Source organism: Salinibacterium xinjiangense (assembly GCF_014645015.1).
In the GTDB taxonomy this organism is placed as follows: domain Bacteria; phylum Actinomycetota; class Actinomycetes; order Actinomycetales; family Microbacteriaceae; genus Rhodoglobus; species Rhodoglobus xinjiangensis.
In genome coordinates this window covers 1,278,718-1,293,557 of the sequence record NZ_BMLC01000001.1, presented here as the reverse complement: position 1 = coordinate 1,293,557, position 14,840 = coordinate 1,278,718, and the positions used below count along the sequence as shown (strand labels likewise).

The 14,840-nt window shown below is 65.6% G+C and carries 18 protein-coding genes; all 18 read left to right on the top strand.

From position 1 onward, the window contains the following. Positions 1 to 2: 2 nt before the first annotated feature. A complete protein-coding gene (gene folK, locus IEW81_RS06105; protein ID WP_097059977.1) occupies positions 3 to 509 on the top strand; it encodes a 2-amino-4-hydroxy-6-hydroxymethyldihydropteridine diphosphokinase in 507 nt (168 codons plus the stop codon). Next, positions 506 to 988 (top strand): DUF3180 domain-containing protein, encoded by a 483-nt coding sequence (locus IEW81_RS06100; protein ID WP_218839980.1) that lies wholly within the window; start codon positions 506 to 508, stop codon positions 986 to 988. Before folK ends, IEW81_RS06100 begins: the two co-directional genes overlap by 4 nt. After that, positions 985 to 1,470: a PH domain-containing protein gene (locus IEW81_RS06095; RefSeq protein WP_097059979.1), complete on the top strand. Its 486-nt coding sequence runs from the start codon at positions 985 to 987 to the stop codon at positions 1,468 to 1,470. Before IEW81_RS06100 ends, IEW81_RS06095 begins: the two co-directional genes overlap by 4 nt. Continuing rightward, positions 1,467 to 3,143, top strand: a complete 1,677-nt coding sequence (locus IEW81_RS06090) for a PH domain-containing protein (protein WP_097059980.1) — start codon at positions 1,467 to 1,469, stop codon at positions 3,141 to 3,143. The genes IEW81_RS06095 and IEW81_RS06090 overlap by 4 nt, the downstream gene beginning before the upstream one ends. Next, entirely contained in the window at positions 3,143 to 3,859 is a 717-nt protein-coding gene (locus IEW81_RS06085; RefSeq protein WP_097059981.1) for a Rossmann-like and DUF2520 domain-containing protein, read from the top strand. Before IEW81_RS06090 ends, IEW81_RS06085 begins: the two co-directional genes overlap by 1 nt. Positions 3,860 to 3,978: 119 nt before the next feature. Beyond that, positions 3,979 to 4,842, top strand: a complete 864-nt coding sequence (panC, locus tag IEW81_RS06080) for a pantoate--beta-alanine ligase (protein ID WP_097059982.1) — start codon at positions 3,979 to 3,981, stop codon at positions 4,840 to 4,842. Positions 4,843 to 4,952: 110 nt separating this feature from the next. Continuing rightward, positions 4,953 to 5,303, top strand: coding sequence for a TraR/DksA family transcriptional regulator (locus IEW81_RS06075; protein ID WP_373285375.1), 351 nt, complete (start codon positions 4,953 to 4,955; stop codon positions 5,301 to 5,303). 34 nt (positions 5,304 to 5,337) lie between these two features. Beyond that, on the top strand, positions 5,338 to 6,852 hold the full coding sequence (gene lysS, locus IEW81_RS06070) for a lysine--tRNA ligase (RefSeq protein ID WP_097059984.1): 1,515 nt from the start codon (positions 5,338 to 5,340) through the stop codon (positions 6,850 to 6,852). Continuing rightward, positions 6,852 to 6,998 (top strand): hypothetical protein, encoded by a 147-nt coding sequence (locus IEW81_RS06065; protein WP_179691779.1) that lies wholly within the window; start codon positions 6,852 to 6,854, stop codon positions 6,996 to 6,998. Before lysS ends, IEW81_RS06065 begins: the two co-directional genes overlap by 1 nt. A 95-nt stretch (positions 6,999 to 7,093) precedes the next feature. Further along, positions 7,094 to 7,297 (top strand): hypothetical protein, encoded by a 204-nt coding sequence (locus IEW81_RS06060; RefSeq protein ID WP_097059985.1) that lies wholly within the window; start codon positions 7,094 to 7,096, stop codon positions 7,295 to 7,297. A 133-nt stretch (positions 7,298 to 7,430) separates the two neighbouring features. Then, on the top strand, positions 7,431 to 9,908 hold the full coding sequence (locus IEW81_RS06055) for an ATP-dependent Clp protease ATP-binding subunit (protein WP_097059986.1): 2,478 nt from the start codon (positions 7,431 to 7,433) through the stop codon (positions 9,906 to 9,908). A gap of 76 nt (positions 9,909 to 9,984) precedes the next feature. Then, positions 9,985 to 10,488, top strand: coding sequence for an amino-acid N-acetyltransferase (locus tag IEW81_RS06050; protein ID WP_097059987.1), 504 nt, complete (start codon positions 9,985 to 9,987; stop codon positions 10,486 to 10,488). After that, complete coding sequence (locus tag IEW81_RS06045; RefSeq protein WP_097059988.1) at positions 10,488 to 11,273, top strand: LLM class flavin-dependent oxidoreductase; 786 nt, start codon at positions 10,488 to 10,490, stop codon at positions 11,271 to 11,273. The genes IEW81_RS06050 and IEW81_RS06045 overlap by 1 nt, the downstream gene beginning before the upstream one ends. Before the next feature lie 63 nt (positions 11,274 to 11,336). Continuing rightward, positions 11,337 to 11,957, top strand: coding sequence for a hypothetical protein (locus IEW81_RS06040; RefSeq protein ID WP_097059989.1), 621 nt, complete (start codon positions 11,337 to 11,339; stop codon positions 11,955 to 11,957). After that, on the top strand, positions 11,957 to 12,346 hold the full coding sequence (locus tag IEW81_RS06035) for an SseB family protein (RefSeq protein WP_097059990.1): 390 nt from the start codon (positions 11,957 to 11,959) through the stop codon (positions 12,344 to 12,346). Before IEW81_RS06040 ends, IEW81_RS06035 begins: the two co-directional genes overlap by 1 nt. Before the next feature lie 92 nt (positions 12,347 to 12,438). After that, on the top strand, positions 12,439 to 13,329 hold the full coding sequence (locus IEW81_RS06030; RefSeq protein WP_143544634.1) for an aminodeoxychorismate lyase: 891 nt from the start codon (positions 12,439 to 12,441) through the stop codon (positions 13,327 to 13,329). Positions 13,330 to 13,438: 109 nt separating this feature from the next. Next, positions 13,439 to 14,596 (top strand): DUF2510 domain-containing protein, encoded by a 1,158-nt coding sequence (locus IEW81_RS06025; RefSeq protein ID WP_229671254.1) that lies wholly within the window; start codon positions 13,439 to 13,441, stop codon positions 14,594 to 14,596. Between the two features lie 92 nt (positions 14,597 to 14,688). Beyond that, positions 14,689 to 14,826 carry a hypothetical protein gene (locus tag IEW81_RS06020; RefSeq protein WP_179691780.1) on the top strand — a complete coding sequence of 46 codons (138 nt, stop codon included), beginning with the start codon at positions 14,689 to 14,691 and terminating at the stop codon, positions 14,824 to 14,826. Positions 14,827 to 14,840: the final 14 nt, after the last annotated feature.

Sequence of the window (14,840 nt, the reverse complement as noted above, 5' to 3'; positions counted from 1 at the left end):
CCATGGCGGTGAACCTAGCGATCCTGGCGATCGGCAGCAACCTCGGCGATCGCGAACAGGCACTCCGTGCGGCCGTGCGTGAGATCGCGGCGCTCGACAGGGTGGTGATGGTCGCGGCCTCCGGGATCGTGGAGACGGCCGCAGTTAAGCCAGACGGCGTCGACCTCGCTGCCCCGGCCTACCTCAACGCGGCCGTCGCCGTGCGCACGTCGCTGGCGCCGCTCGAGTTGCTTGCGGCCGTGAACGCCATCGAAGCGGAGCTCGGTCGGGTGCGTGGTGTTCGCTGGGGCGATCGCATCATCGACATCGACATCATCTCGTTCGCCGACCTCGAACTCGATTCGCCCACCCTCACCATCCCGCACCCGCGCGCCGCCGAGCGGTCGTTCGTGCTCACGCCATGGCTTCAATTGGACGAGGATGCCGCGATCCCCGGTCGCGGAAGGGTCGCCGACCTGCTCGCCGAGCTCGACACCCCCGCCGAATACCCCGCGGAGCCGCTGCTGTGACCCGCACCACACCCGCCTCCCTGTTGCTGCTCGCTGTTCTCGGCGGTGGAGTGATGTGGTTCATCGAGACCGCGCTTGCCACCTCTGGTCGCGCCGTCGTCCTTCCTCCCGTCACTCTCGGGGTGGCGCTGCTGCTCATCGGCGTGATCATCGTCGCGATGGCGTTGCCGGTGCGGCGAGTCTCCCGCGGGGTTGCCCATGCGCGAGTCGATCCGTTCTATGCGACGAGGGTGCTGATGCTCGCGAAGGCATCGAGCCTGGGTGGCGCGCTGCTCGGCGGTGGCGGGCTCGGTATCGTCGGCTACCTGCTCAGCCGGTCGTTGGTGGCGTCTCCCAATGCCGTGACCATGTCGGTTGTCGCGGCCGCCGGTGCGATACTTCTGCTGGTAGCCGGACTCGTCGCCGAACACATGTGCAGCATCCCTCCTGGCGATGAGAAACGGGATGACGGCGCCCCAGACCCCCGAGGTATGGCATGACGAACAGGCTCGAGATCCCGAACACCGAGTGGCGCAGGGTCTCGCCGCGGTATGTCGTCGTCGACTTCGTCGGCACCCTCGTGTTCGCGATCGTTGCCTGTGCGGTCACGTCGATTCCGGCAGTCCTGTCTGGCAGCGTCCTGCTGTGGGCCATCCCCGCGTCGCTCGCCGTGATCTTCGTCATCACGCTCGCGCTGACCCCGCGCAGGGTGCGATCCATCGGCTACCAGCTTCGGGATGACGACCTGCTGTTCCGTCGCGGACTGATGTTTCAGAGGTTCGTGGCCGTGCCATACGGGCGAATGCAACTCGTCGACATCAACCGCGGACCGCTTGATCGCGCCGTGGGGCTGAGCGAGCTGAAATTCGTGACGGCTGCAGCGGCGACCGGAGTGGTCATCCCCGGGCTCGTCGCCGCAGACGCCGAGGAGCTGAGAGACAGGCTGGTGCAGCTGGCGGAGAGCCGCAGGGCAGGGCTGTGACCCAACGCGATGTCATCGGCACGGGCTCCAGGCTCGCCGATGGTGAGTGGCACAGGCTGCATCCCGCGACACCCGTGCTGAAGGGCGGCATCGCGCTGGTTGCGATCGTCGGTGTAGTGATCGTCAACATCCGCGACATTTTTATCAATACCGTGATCGGCGGCGATCGCCGGGGCGAAGAGTACGATCCGCTGGTCTGGATCTACGAGCACGAGTTCGCCGGGCTCATCGCCCTCGCGCTACTCGCCGGCGTGCTGCTGTTTGTCGGCGGCTTCTACGTGTCGTGGCGCATGCACAGGTTCAGGATCACCGACGAGCAGGTCGAGGTGCAGAGCGGCGTCGTGTTCCGCACGAACCGCAGGGGCAGGCTCGACCGCATCCAGGGCGTCAATGTGTCGAGGCCGTTCCTCGCGAGGCTGTTCGGTGCCGCGAAGCTGGAGGTCAGCGTCGCAGGCCAGAACGCGAACGTGCAGCTCGCCTATCTCAGGTCGGCGGCGGTGGATGAGCTGAGGCGCGAGATCCTGTTGCGAGCCTCCGGCACCCAGTCGACCGCCGCGAAAGGCACGCCCCTGCCGGGTGGCGTCATCGGCCAGCGAGTCGCAGAGTTTCTCGGCCCCGAGCTCGACCCGGATGCGGCCCCGCCCGAGTCTGTGGTGCAGATGAATCTCGGCCGCCTCATGGGGTCGCTTCTGCTCAGTGGCTTCACGGTCATCATCATCGGGGCGATCATCGCGCTCGTCGTGGTCACGACCACTACGCGCGAGCCGTTCTTCCTGCTAGGTTTCGTGCCGGCCATCATTGGCATGGGCGGATACTACGTGTCGAGGTTCACGCGCTCCCTCCGCTACAGCATCGCGTCGACATCGGACGGGATTCGGGTGGGGTTCGGGTTGCTCTCGACCAGCAATGAGACGCTTCCTCCCGGCCGGATCCACGCGGTGCAGGTCAGCCAGCCGTTGCTCTGGCGCCCGGCCGGTTGGTGGGAGATCAAGATAAACCGGGCATCCAACTCCTCTGCCAGTGGCGCAGCCGGACAGGCGACTACAACGATCCTTCCCGTGGGCAACGCCGAAGACACCATGCGCGTGCTCGAACTCGTGCTGCCGGGGCTGGTCGACCCCGCCGCGATCGGCCTGCTCGAGCGCGGCATGCGCTCCAGGGGTGGGGACGACGGCTTCACCAATTCACCGAAGCGCGCACGCATCCTCCGCTGGTTCTCGTGGCGACGCAACGGTTTCGCGATCGTGCCGGGCGCGGTCATGTTCCGCACCGGTTCGGTCTGGCGCGAACTAGTGGTCGTGCCGCAGGCGAGGCTGCAGAGTCTCGATCTACGACAGGGTCCGTTGCTGCGCAGGCTCGGCCTCGCGTCGCTGGCCGTTCACACCGTCGCGGGCCCGGTGATCGCACGACTCGGCGCGATCGACAGGGACGATGCCGTCGCAGCATTCGCTGCGATCGAGAGTGCCGCCGTGAGCTCTGCCGACATCGACACGAGCCATCGATGGCGGATGACCGTGCCACAGTCGACCGGGCCGTCGACCGTGCCACAGCCGTCCGTGTCACAGTCAACCGGCCTGTCGACCGAGCCGTCGCCGTCGACTGAGCCCGAACAGCCCGGGACCGCAGCCGGGCCGCCACCCCCGCCGCTGTCTCCCGGGGCGGGGTATCCCTGATGGCCACGCAATCGGGTCGGCTCGGGGTCGGTATCATCGGCGCCGGACGGGTGGGGCCGGTGATCGGCGCCGCGCTCGCGGGTGCCGGGCATGCCATTGTCGGTATCGCCTCGATTTCGGAAGACAACAGGGATCGCGCGCGCGCACTGCTCCCAGAGGTTCCGATCCTGGAGATTCCTGAGCTGCTCGAGCGCAGTGAACTGGTGATCCTCGCCATCCCCGAAGCCGAGATCGAGTCGCTCGTCGCCGGGCTCGCAGCGACGGGATCGTGGCAGCCCGGGCAGCTCGTGTTGCATACGGCGCCGGGCCTCGGCTATTCCGTGCTCGCGCCGGCCGTCGCGGCGGGCGTCATCCCGCTGGCCATCCACCCGACCATGGTCTTCACCGGCACCTCCCTCGACCTGGTCAGGATGCGCGAGAGCTACTTCGCTGTCACCGCACCGACCCCGGTGCTCCCGATCGGGCAGGCGCTCGTGGTCGAGATGGGCGGAGAGCCGATCGTGATCGCGGAGACGGACCGGGCCGCCTACGCGGAGGCGGTGTCGACGGCGTCGAACTTCTCGGCATCCATCGTGCGCCAGTCGACCGCGCTGCTGGCCGACCTCGGTATCGAGTCGCCGGCCACAGTTTTGGGGCCGCTGCTGCGGTCGTCAGTCGAGACGGCGCTCCAGGCGGCCGGTGGGGATATCGACCGGTTGCGCGGAATCCTGGAATAATCGCCCAACCTATTATCCGGCCCAGCCATCGGCCAGGCGCTGGCGCCGAGTAGAGCGGCCCATCGTCATTGTCGAGCGTGCTGGTTCGCTGCTTATACGATCTATGGGGAGGATCCACGGTGAGAGCAACACAGAAACCTGTCGTGATCGAGACGGTCCGCGGAATGTGCGAAGCGCTCGCCGCCGAACGCGCCGCTGGCCGCACGATAGCGCTGACACCCACGCTCGGTGCGCTCCACGACGGCCACCTGTCGCACCTCGATCGCGCCGCCGAGCTCGCCGACGTGATGGTGGTCTCGATCTTCGTCAATCCGACCCAGTTCAGCGATGCGGCAGATCTTGACAAATATCCCCGCACCCTCGAGGCCGACCTGCTCGCCCTCGGGGCGGCGGGTGTGCACTATGTCTTCGTACCGACCGTCGAGGAGATGTATCCGGATGGGCCGACCCAGACCGTGGTCACCGCGGGCAGGGTCGGCACGCTCTTCGAGGGTGCGTCACGTCACGGCCACTTCGACGGTGTGCTGACGGTCGTGGCGAAACTGCTCGACATCATCACCCCGAATGTCGCTACTTTCGGCCAGAAGGATGCCCAGCAGCTCTTCCTCGTGCGCCGCATGGTGAGAGACCTGAACCTCCCGGTGCGCATCGAAGCCATCGAGACGGTGCGGGAAGCCGACGGCCTGGCGCTCTCCAGCCGCAACCGTTTCCTGGACACGAACCAGCGCAGGGCCGCGCGATCCCTCTCCATTGCGCTCGAGGCGGCGTCGTCGTCAGCCGAACGCGGGCTCGACGCGACACTCGCGGCCGCGCAGGGCGCACTCATGGGCGAGTCGCTTGTGCAGCTCGACTACCTGAAAATCGTGCATCCACAGACCTTCATGCCGGTGGATGACGGCCACCACGGCCCCGCGATCGTGATTCTGGCCGCAATGCTCGGAACTACGCGCCTCATCGACAACGAGCCGATCTACCTGGGCTGAGGCCGTCCGGCCGAGGTTCCGCTGTGCTCGCCCCACCCCCTCCATCCGCCCGGCGTTGAGGTGCGGGCCGGACGCGTACCCGGCCGAACGCGCGTAGGCTTCGTCTCCTGATGGATGACATGGGTGCGGCAGTCCAGCGCGCGCGGCTCGAGGAACGCATGCGCGACGTTCGAGCACTGGAGGCCACACTCGAGCGGGAACGCTCGGCGATGGTCGAGGCATCCAGGGAGTCCAATGCCGACGACGAGCACGATCCCGAGGGCGCGACCATCGCGTTCGAGCGAGCGCAGCTCGATGCCACCATCGTGGAGGTGCACCGCCAGCAGGTTGACCTCGATGCGGCGCTTGCGCGGCTGGATGACGGCACCTACGGGATGTGCATCGTCTGCGGGCTGCCCATCCCGGCCGCGCGACTCGAGGCTCGGCCCTCGGCGACGACCCACGTCACGTGCGCCCCCTGATCACCTGCGCAACCCCCGGTAACATGGGAGCGATATGAGCGACGAAACCACTGAGCCCACACCGCCCGCCGATGAACTGAGCGCAGCCGAGGTCAGCGAGCAGAAAGCCGTGCGTCTCTCCAAGCGCGAGCGGCTCATCTCCAGCGGTCGCGAGGCGTACCCAGTGGCCGTGCCGGTGACGACGACGATTCCGGCCCTGCGCGAGAAGTACGGGCACCTGGTGACGGATGACACCACCGGTGACGTTGTCGGCATCGCCGGTCGTATGGTGTTCGCCCGCAACACGGGCAAGCTCTGTTTCGCGACGCTGCAGGCCGGTGACGGATCCCGCGTGCAGGCGATGGTGAGTCTCGCCGAGGTGGGGCAGGAGTCGCTCGACGAATGGAAAGAGTTCACCGACCTCGGCGACCACGTATTCGTCAGTGGCGAGGTGATCTCGAGCCGACGCGGCGAGTTGAGCGTTCTGGTGAGGCAGTGGCAGATCGCCTCGAAGGCGGTGCTTCCGCTGCCCAACCTGCACTCCGACCTGAGTGACGAGTCCCGCGTGCGCAGCCGCTACCTCGACCTCATCCTGCGCGAGCAGGCACGGTTCACGGTCCGCGCCAGGGCGAAGGTCAACGCCTCGCTGCGCGCGACTTTCGCCGCGCAGGACTACCTCGAGGTCGAGACGCCGATGCTGCAGGTGATGCACGGTGGGGCCTCCGCGCGTCCGTTCGCCACGCACAGCAACGCGTTCGACACCGAGCTCTTCCTGCGTATCGCGCCGGAACTGTTTCTCAAGCGCGCCGTCGTCGGCGGTGTCGACAGGGTGTTCGAGATCAACCGGAACTTCCGAAACGAAGGCGCCGACTCCACCCACTCCCCGGAGTTCGCGATGCTCGAGGCGTACGAGGCGTACGGCGACTACAACCGCATGGCCGACCTCACCCAGCAGCTGGTGCAGAACGCGGCGCTCGCCGTGGCCGGACAGCTCGTTGTGACATGGGCCGATGGCACCGAGTACGACCTGGGTGGAGACTGGGATCGGGTGTCGATGTACGAGTCGGCAGCCGCGGCATCCGGGCTCGACATCACCCCGGACAGCCCGTGCGACTACCTGCTGGCCGAGGCGGCGAAGGTCGGCATCGAGGTCGAACATCCCACTCACGGCAAGCTCGTTGAGGAGCTGTGGGAGCACTTCGTCAAGCCGAACCTGACTCGCCCGACCTTCGTGATGGACTTCCCCGTCGACACCAGCCCGCTCGTTCGCGATCACCGCACCATCGCCGGGGTCGTCGAGAAGTGGGACCTGTACATTCGCGGGTTCGAACTGGCGACCGGATATTCCGAGCTGGTCGACCCGGTCATCCAGAGAGAACGTTTCGTCGAGCAGGCTCTGCTCGCCTCCCAGGGTGACGTCGAGGCGATGCGCCTGGACGAAGAGTTCCTGCGGGCGCTCGAACACGGGATGCCGCCGACCGGCGGTATCGGGCTCGGAATAGACAGGCTGCTGATGGCGATCACGGGGCTCGGCATCCGCGAGACGATCCTGTTTCCCCTGGTGAAGTGATGAGCGATTTGAAGCTTCCGGGCGAAGACGACAAGAAAAAGGGCCCCTCGTTCAACCGCATCGCGATCTGGGTGCTCGTCGGCGGTGTGGGCCTGTACCTGCTGGCCTCGGGCATCATCGGGATCCTGGTCAAAGCGAACCAATGAATCGACGCACCTCGCGACTTGTGACAGGCCTAGCGTTGGCTGGGATGCTGGTGATCATTGCCGTGGTGTTCATCATCAACAGTTACCCTTGAGGTATGCCTCAGGATTTCTGGTCTAACGCGATCTACTCGGTCTCCCCGACCATCCTTGTCGGGCTCGTGTTCTGGTTCATCATCCGCGCGATCCTCAGGGCAGACGGAACTGAGCGCAAGGTCAGGGCCCAAATCGAGGCCGAGGAACGCGCGAAGCTCGGCATGCCTGCGGCCCCTGCAACGACCTCGGCCGAACCGAAGGCCTAATTCCGCTTCCGTAGCGTCGACCACCGCACAACCCCGTCACGCCTAGGGCGAACAGCGGACTTTTTCACGGGCCACGAAGTTATTCTCTTTATATCGGCACCGAATCCTCCCCGGTGCTAAAGGAGTGAAGAAGATGTTTGAACGTTTCACAGACCGAGCTCGTCGTGTTGTCGTCCTGGCCCAGGAAGAGGCCAAGATGCTCAACCACAACTACATCGGCACTGAGCACATCCTGCTCGGGCTGATTCACGAGGGCGAAGGCGTCGCCGCCAAGGCCCTCGAGTCCCTCAACATATCGCTCGACGCCGTGCGCGAGCAGGTCCAGGACATCATTGGCCAAGGCCAGCAGCAGCCGACCGGCCACATCCCGTTCACCCCGCGCGCCAAGAAGGTGCTCGAGCTGTCCCTGCGCGAGGCGCTGCAACTCGGCCACAACTACATCGGTACCGAGCACATCCTGCTCGGGCTGATCCGCGAGGGCGAGGGTGTCGCAGCCCAGGTGCTGGTGAAGCTCGGGGCCGACCTCAACCGGGTGCGCCAGCAGGTCATCCAGCTGCTCTCGGGCTACCAGGGCAAGGAGGCTGTCGCCGTCGGCGGCAGCGACGCTGCTCCCGACAAGGGCTCGCAGATTCTCGACCAGTTCGGTCGCAACCTCACCCAGGCGGCTCGTGACGGCAAACTCGACCCCGTGATCGGGCGCGAGAAGGAGATGGAGAGGGTCATGCAGATTCTCTCCCGTCGTTCCAAGAACAACCCCGTGCTGATCGGTGAGCCGGGCGTCGGCAAGACCGCTGTCGTCGAAGGCCTCGCCATCGCGATCGTGCGCGGCGACGTTCCAGAGACGCTGAGAGACAAGCAGCTCTACACCCTCGACCTCGGCTCGCTCATTGCCGGCAGCCGTTACCGCGGTGACTTCGAGGAGCGCCTCAAGAAGGTGACGAAGGAGATCCGCACGCGCGGTGACATCATCACCTTCATCGACGAGATCCACACCCTGGTGGGTGCGGGAGCCGCCGAAGGCGCGATCGATGCTGCGAGCATCCTGAAGCCGCTTCTGGCGCGAGGTGAACTGCAGACCATCGGTGCCACCACTCTCGATGAGTACCGCAAGCACTTCGAGAAGGATGCCGCCCTCGAGCGCAGGTTCCAGCCCGTGCAGGTGCACGAGCCCTCCCTGCCGCACACGATCAACATCCTCAAGGGGCTGCGCGACAGGTACGAGTCGTTCCACAAGGTGTCGATCACCGACGGCGCAATCGTGGCTGCGGCGAACCTCGCAGACCGTTACGTCTCCGACCGCTTCCTGCCAGACAAGGCGATCGACCTGATCGACGAGGCTGGCGCACGCCTTCGCCTCTCGATCCTGTCCGCGCCGCCAGAGCTGCGCGAATTCGACGAGAAAATCGCCCTGGTCCGCGGCCAGAAGGAAGGCGCGATCGAAGACCAGGACTTCGAGAAGGCGGCCTCGCTGCGCGACGAGGAGAAGAAGCTGCTCGGTGAGCGTCTGCGACTCGAGAAGAAGTGGAAGTCGGGTGACGTCTCGACCACCGCTGAGGTGGATGAAGGTCTCATCGCCGAAGTCCTCGCAGCGGCCACCGGCATCCCGGTCTTCAAACTCACCGAGGAAGAGTCTTCGCGTCTCATCTTCATGGAGAAGGCACTGCACATGCGCGTCATCGGACAGGAAGAGGCCATCTCGGTTCTCTCCAAGACGATCCGACGCACTCGCGCAGGGCTCAAAGACCCGAAGCGCCCCAGTGGTTCGTTCATCTTCGCCGGCCCGACCGGTGTGGGAAAGACCGAGCTCGCCAAGGCTCTCGCCGAGTTCCTGTTCGACGACGAGAACGCGCTGATCTCCCTCGACATGTCGGAGTACGGCGAGAAGCACACGGTCTCGCGACTGTTCGGTGCTCCTCCCGGATTCGTCGGCTTCGAAGAGGGTGGCCAGCTCACAGAGAAGGTGCGCCGCAAGCCGTTCTCCGTGGTGTTGTTCGACGAGATCGAGAAGGCTCACCCCGACATCTTCAACTCGCTCCTCCAGATCCTGGAAGAGGGACGACTGACCGATGGCCAGGGTCGCGTGGTCGACTTCAAGAACACCGTGATCATCATGACCACGAACCTCGGTACGAGGGACATCTCGGGAACCCCGATCGGATTCACCTCGTCGACAGATACCGCCTCCGGTTATGACCGGATGCGCGGCAAGGTCGTCGAGGAGCTGAAGAAGCACTTCAAGCCGGAATTCCTGAACCGCGTGGACGAGACCATTGTCTTCCCGCAGCTCAGCCCGGAAGAGCTGCTGCAGATCGTCGATCTCTTCATCAAGCGACTCAGCGATCGACTGATGGATCGCGACCTGACGGTCGAGCTCACGCTCGCCGCCAAGCAGCAGCTCATCAAGATCGGCTTCGATCCGTCGCTCGGTGCCCGACCTCTGCGCCGTGCTGTGCAGCACGAGATCGAGGACCGCATGAGTGAGCAGATCCTGCACGGTGAGTTGAACGCCGGTGACCACGTGCACGTCGACTACGTCGATGCGAAGTTCGTGCTGACCACGAGTCGCCAGGCCGGTCTCCCCGAGAAGGAGCCGGAAGCGGTCGAGGCGTAAAGCTTCACCAGGCTTCGAGCCCGTCAGAATTTGCCTTCGGGCGGTTCCGGCGGGCTCGATCCGTTTAAACTGCAGCGTGACAACTTTCACCGTCAGACCAGCCCGCACCAGCGACATTCCGCTCATCCAGGCGCTCGTCGAACCGCTCGCCCAGCAGCGCATCCTGCTGGGCAAAGACCGGGTGGTGCTGTACGAGGCCGTGCAGGAATTCAGGATCGCCGAAAACGAGGCGGGTGAAGTCGTCGGGTGTGGCGCGCTGCATGTGATGTGGGAAGATCTCGGCGAGGTTCGCACGCTGGCCGTCGCGCGGGACTGGCTCGGCACGGGTGCCGGGCACGCGATTCTCGGAAACATCGAGACGCACGCCGCCGAACTCGGGCTCACGCGGCTGTTCTGCCTCACCTTCGAGACCGCTTTCTTTGGGCGGCACGGATTCAGCGCGATCGCGGAAGACGTGGTGGCGCCCGAGGTTTTCGCCCAGCTCGCACTCTCGCCCGACGAGGGCGTGGCCGAATTCCTCGATCTCTCCCGCGTCAAGCAGAACACCCTCGGCAACACTCGCATGCTTAAACTGCTGTGATGGATGTCTCGCGGGTGTCGATCGGCCTCGCCGGCGCCCTCGACCATGCAATCATCGCGGAGCTCGCACCCGCCATCGAGTCCCTCGGATTCCGTGCACTGTGGCTCAACGACACCCCGGATGGCGACGCGCTCGCCGGTCTCGCCGTCGCGGCCGGGGTCACGACGACGCTGCGGCTGGGCACCGGGGTGATCCCGCTCGATCGACGGGATGCCTCCGAGATCGTCGGGGCGCTCGCTGGCCTGCCGCAGGGGCGGTTGTCGCTCGGCGTCGGCTCGGGTGCTGCCCGGCATCCACTGGGCCTGGTGTCGCGGGGAGTTCGGGAGCTTACCGAGCGCAGCGAGGCATCCATTTTCGTGGGAGCACTCGGGCCGAAGATGCGCAGGATGGCCGCCGAGACCGCCGACGGTGTGCTCTTCAACTGGCTCACCCCTGCCGCCAGTGCCGATGCGATGAACGACCTGCGCCGCGATGCGGGCGGCCGCGGCGGCAACGCCCGTGATGTGCGTGGCGTGCTCTACGTGAGAACCGCTATGACCGAGGATGCCCGTGGCGCGCTGCACGCGGAGGCGGAGCGCTATGGCAGCTATCCGTCATACGCGTCGAACTTAGAGCGCATCGGTGCGACCGCGATCGAGACCACTATCGACGGCTCGGTGTCGGGAGCGCTCGCTGCGCGGGTTGCAGAATACGAGCGGTCTGTCGACGAGGTGGTTCTCCGGGCGGTCACCGCCGAGCAGAGCGTCGAGGCGTACCTCGATTTCATCCGGAAAGCCGCTGCCTGAGTATCCAGCCAGCATGGGCGTGCCCTGGCGCGGGTTTCGCCCTGCCGCGCCTAGCCTGTGTGCATGTCGACGTTCCGAACTCCTGTCGGCCCCCAGTCCAGCAGGGTGTACTGGCGCCGCCGCCTCTTCCTCGCGCTGGGCCTGGTCGCTGTCATCATCATCGTGATCCTCATTGTGAACCGGCCGGGTGGCAGCACGCCGGCGGCGACACAGACTCCCGGCAGCACGACGTCGCCGCTCTCAGCGGCTCCGACCGGGCCGACAGCCGCACCGGGCGAGACTGTCTCCTGCGACCCGACCATGGTGACGCTCGAGCCGACCACGGACGCCGCGGCCTACGACGCCGGTATCGCCCCGGTGTTGTCCTTCGCGCTCACGAGTCGCATGACCAATCCATGCACTATCTCAGCGGGCTCTGACCAGCAGGAATTCATCATCACCAGTGGCAGCGACCGCATCTGGAGTTCCAAAGACTGCCAGGTCGACCCCGTGGCGGCTACAGCGACACTGCTGCCGGGCGTTCCTCTCGCCGGATCCTCGGTCACCTGGGATCGCACCCGCTCTGCTAAGGACACCTGCGAGACCGATCGGCCGCAGGTCGATGCCAGCGGTGCTACCTACCGCGTCGAGGTCAACATCGGTGACCTCGACTCCGTCACGCAGCAGCCGTTCCTGCTGAACTGATGAGCGACGAAACATCCCAGCTCGGCTCTGAGCAACTCGCTGCAGCGCTTGAGGCACAGGATGTCGCGGCGGTGGCCTTCGCGTTGCGCAACGATCACGTGGTCGTGCCGATGCTCCCGGTCGACGGCCCGCCGCAGGTGAGGGTATTCCGGCGCGGGGATGCCGACCGCTACATGCTGCTGCTCTTCTCCTCGCCGGACGCCTACAAGCAGATGGTGCCCGAGGAGGACGACCATCGGATGCTCGGCTACGACGCCCCGGCGCTCCGGGAGTTTCTCACCGAGAACATCGGAGTGCTCGAGTCTGTCTGGTTCGATGTGGCGGGCCCGCATGCGATGCAGGCGGCTCCGCAGGACGTACTCGACGCACTCCAGCTCGACACCCACTGATCTACGCTCACTGATCTACGCTCACTGATCGACCGCAGCCGTTCCGTGCTGCTGGATACCCCCCCAGTCACGCGACCTGAGAGAATGACCCGGTGCCTGAACACGTCCTGATCATCCTGAACCAGCCCTCGGTCGAAGCCCCCGCGCACGACCCGAAAGCGCCGTCGTTTACCATCGCCGACGTCGGGCGACCACAACTCAGCGTGATGGATCTCGCGGCCACCCGCGGTGACGGAATCTTCGAGACTCTCAGCGTCTGCGGCGGGTACCCGCAGGCTTTCGATCACCATCTCGCACGGTTTGCACGCTCCGCCGCGATGCTCGACCTGCCTGTGCCCGACCTGGTGGCATGGGCTGGGGCGATTCGTGCCGCCGTGCTCGAGCTCGACGCCGCCGATGAGTCGTTCGTGAAGATCGTGCTCAGCCGGGGAGTCGAGGGTGCTGAGGCACCGACCGGCTGGGTCTACGCGGCCCATTCGCCCGACCATGCGCAGGTGCGGGCGACAGGAATCTCGGTGGTCACCCTCGACCGCGGGTATCGCCACGACGTGGCCAGCACCTCGCCGTGGCTGCTCGCCGGAGCGAAGACCCTGAGTTATGCGGTGAACAAGGCGGCGATGCGGGAAGCCGCGCGGCGCGGAGCTGACGATGTCGTGTTCGTCTCGAGCGACGGCATCCTGCTCGAAGGTCCGACGTCGACGCTCGTCTTCCGCCGGGGCGACACGATGGTGACGCCCGATCACGACCTCGGTGTGCTTGACGGCACCACCCAGGCCAACCTCTTCCGGTTCGCAGAGGCCCGCGGAATGCACACCGCGTTCGAGCGGCCCACCCTCAGCGAGCTGCTCGGTGCGGATGCCGCGTGGCTGGTGTCGAGCGTCAGGTTGGTGGCGCCGATCCGACGCATCGACGCCGTGGATGTCCCGATGGATTCCGCCCTTACCGCCGCGATGAATGACGACCTGCTCGGGCTGCGCGAATGACGCACTGAGTTTTGCTCCGGAAATAATGGCCGAATTGTCCCCCTTTTTGGGCGTGGGCCGCGGGTAGAACAGGCTTTCTATGAACTCGCTCTGCCGTTACTCTGATCTTGTGGACGACAATTTCGGTGTGGCGGCGGGTTGGTATCCCGACCCGCTCGGTCTTCCACAGCTTCGCTGGTGGGATTCCCAGGCCTGGACCGAACACACCTCGGAGGCCAGGGCCCCGATCGTGGTGCATCCCACGACCATCCTCGGGTTCGCTGACGAAGACGAAGACGAAGAACGGCGTACCCCGGCGCACGAGGAGGAGTTTCTCTCTCGGCGCGAACAGCGTGCCCGCGAACGTCGTGAGAACGGTGACCTGCTGCAGGCCTCGGACATGCAGATCGAAGCAGCCACAGAGTCGACTCCGGATGCCGATATCGAGCTCGGTCTGGACATCGATGAGGAGCACCACGAACTGAGCGCCCAGCCGCTGCTCGCGATGACCCTGCGTGAGCTCGAGCCGCCACTCACCGACACACTCGATGAGGCCACCCCCGGCCCCCGGCGCGCCAGCTCACACACGAACGCCCTGCCGATGGAGTCATTTCTCTCCGCGCTCGCGGAGGACCTTCCCGTTGCCGAAGAGGCAGCACCAGCGCGCGCCATCAAAAAGGTGAAGACCTACACCGTTGCGGTGTGGGCGATTGCCCTGGTGCCACTTTTTCAGCTTGCAGCCCTCGTCATCTTCGTGACCGTGCTCGAGCTCGGAAGCAACTGGCCGCTGATCATCGTCACCATTGTGCTGCCGTATTTCATCGTGATCGGGCTGGCATCGTATGACCGGCTTGTGCTCGAGGTTCGAGGGCATGCGAAACCCGCCAGTGGCTTCTGGGCAATTCTCACGGCTCCGGCCTACCTGGTCGTCAGGGCGATTCGCACCTACCGCCAGTCGGGCAAGGGGTTCGTTCCGCTCGTGATCTTCACGCAGGCCGGGCTGTCGGTGCTGGTCGGCATTCTCGTGGTGCCCGGAATCCTCATCGCGGCGCTGCCGGGCATCTTCGCTGCCGAAGCCGCGCAGTCTGCCCAGGCGACCGCGCTGTCGATCGGCGGCGACATCACGCTGGCCTGCCCGACACCGCCGCTCGTCATCGGCGACACGTTCGCCTGTATCGCGACCAAGGCCAGCGGGGAGACGGACTCCGTCTCCATCGCACTCGAGCGTGAAAATGGCTGGATCGCCTGGCGCGTGAAGGACTGGGGCTCCTGGACGCTGGCAGACTAGCCAGCCCGGCCACCACGCCGACGAGCCCTGCCACGAATCCGGGCGGAATGACAGCCCTATACGGAAACACTCGATACGAGTGTGCTGGAGCTATGACAAACATCACGCCAACGGGCGACAACCGCATCCACAGCGCCGAAGAGCATTCGAAGGATATCGCTGACGCCAAAGAGCTGGAAGACGCCGACCTTCCCCAGGATGAGGAAGACCGCCTCAAAAATTACAGCTGACCCGAGTACCCGCG

Bases quoted from the DNA above. Each gene is read 5' to 3' on its own strand.
- folK (WP_097059977.1), top strand. From the start codon at position 3: ATGGCGGTGAACCTAGCGATCCTGGCGATCGGCAGCAACCTCGGCGAT.
- IEW81_RS06095 (WP_097059979.1), top strand. From the start codon at position 985: ATGACGAACAGGCTCGAGATCCCGAACACCGAGTGGCGCAGGGTCTCG.
- IEW81_RS06085 (WP_097059981.1), top strand. From the start codon at position 3,143: ATGGCCACGCAATCGGGTCGGCTCGGGGTCGGTATCATCGGCGCCGGA.
- IEW81_RS06075 (WP_373285375.1), top strand. From the start codon at position 4,953: ATGGATGACATGGGTGCGGCAGTCCAGCGCGCGCGGCTCGAGGAACGC.
- lysS (WP_097059984.1), top strand. From the start codon at position 5,338: ATGAGCGACGAAACCACTGAGCCCACACCGCCCGCCGATGAACTGAGC.
- IEW81_RS06065 (WP_179691779.1), top strand. From the start codon at position 6,852: ATGAGCGATTTGAAGCTTCCGGGCGAAGACGACAAGAAAAAGGGCCCC.
- IEW81_RS06060 (WP_097059985.1), top strand. From the start codon at position 7,094: ATGCCTCAGGATTTCTGGTCTAACGCGATCTACTCGGTCTCCCCGACC.
- IEW81_RS06055 (WP_097059986.1), top strand. From the start codon at position 7,431: ATGTTTGAACGTTTCACAGACCGAGCTCGTCGTGTTGTCGTCCTGGCC.
- IEW81_RS06045 (WP_097059988.1), top strand. From the start codon at position 10,488: ATGGATGTCTCGCGGGTGTCGATCGGCCTCGCCGGCGCCCTCGACCAT.
- IEW81_RS06040 (WP_097059989.1), top strand. From the start codon at position 11,337: ATGTCGACGTTCCGAACTCCTGTCGGCCCCCAGTCCAGCAGGGTGTAC.
- IEW81_RS06035 (WP_097059990.1), top strand. From the start codon at position 11,957: ATGAGCGACGAAACATCCCAGCTCGGCTCTGAGCAACTCGCTGCAGCG.
- IEW81_RS06020 (WP_179691780.1), top strand. From the start codon at position 14,689: ATGACAAACATCACGCCAACGGGCGACAACCGCATCCACAGCGCCGAA.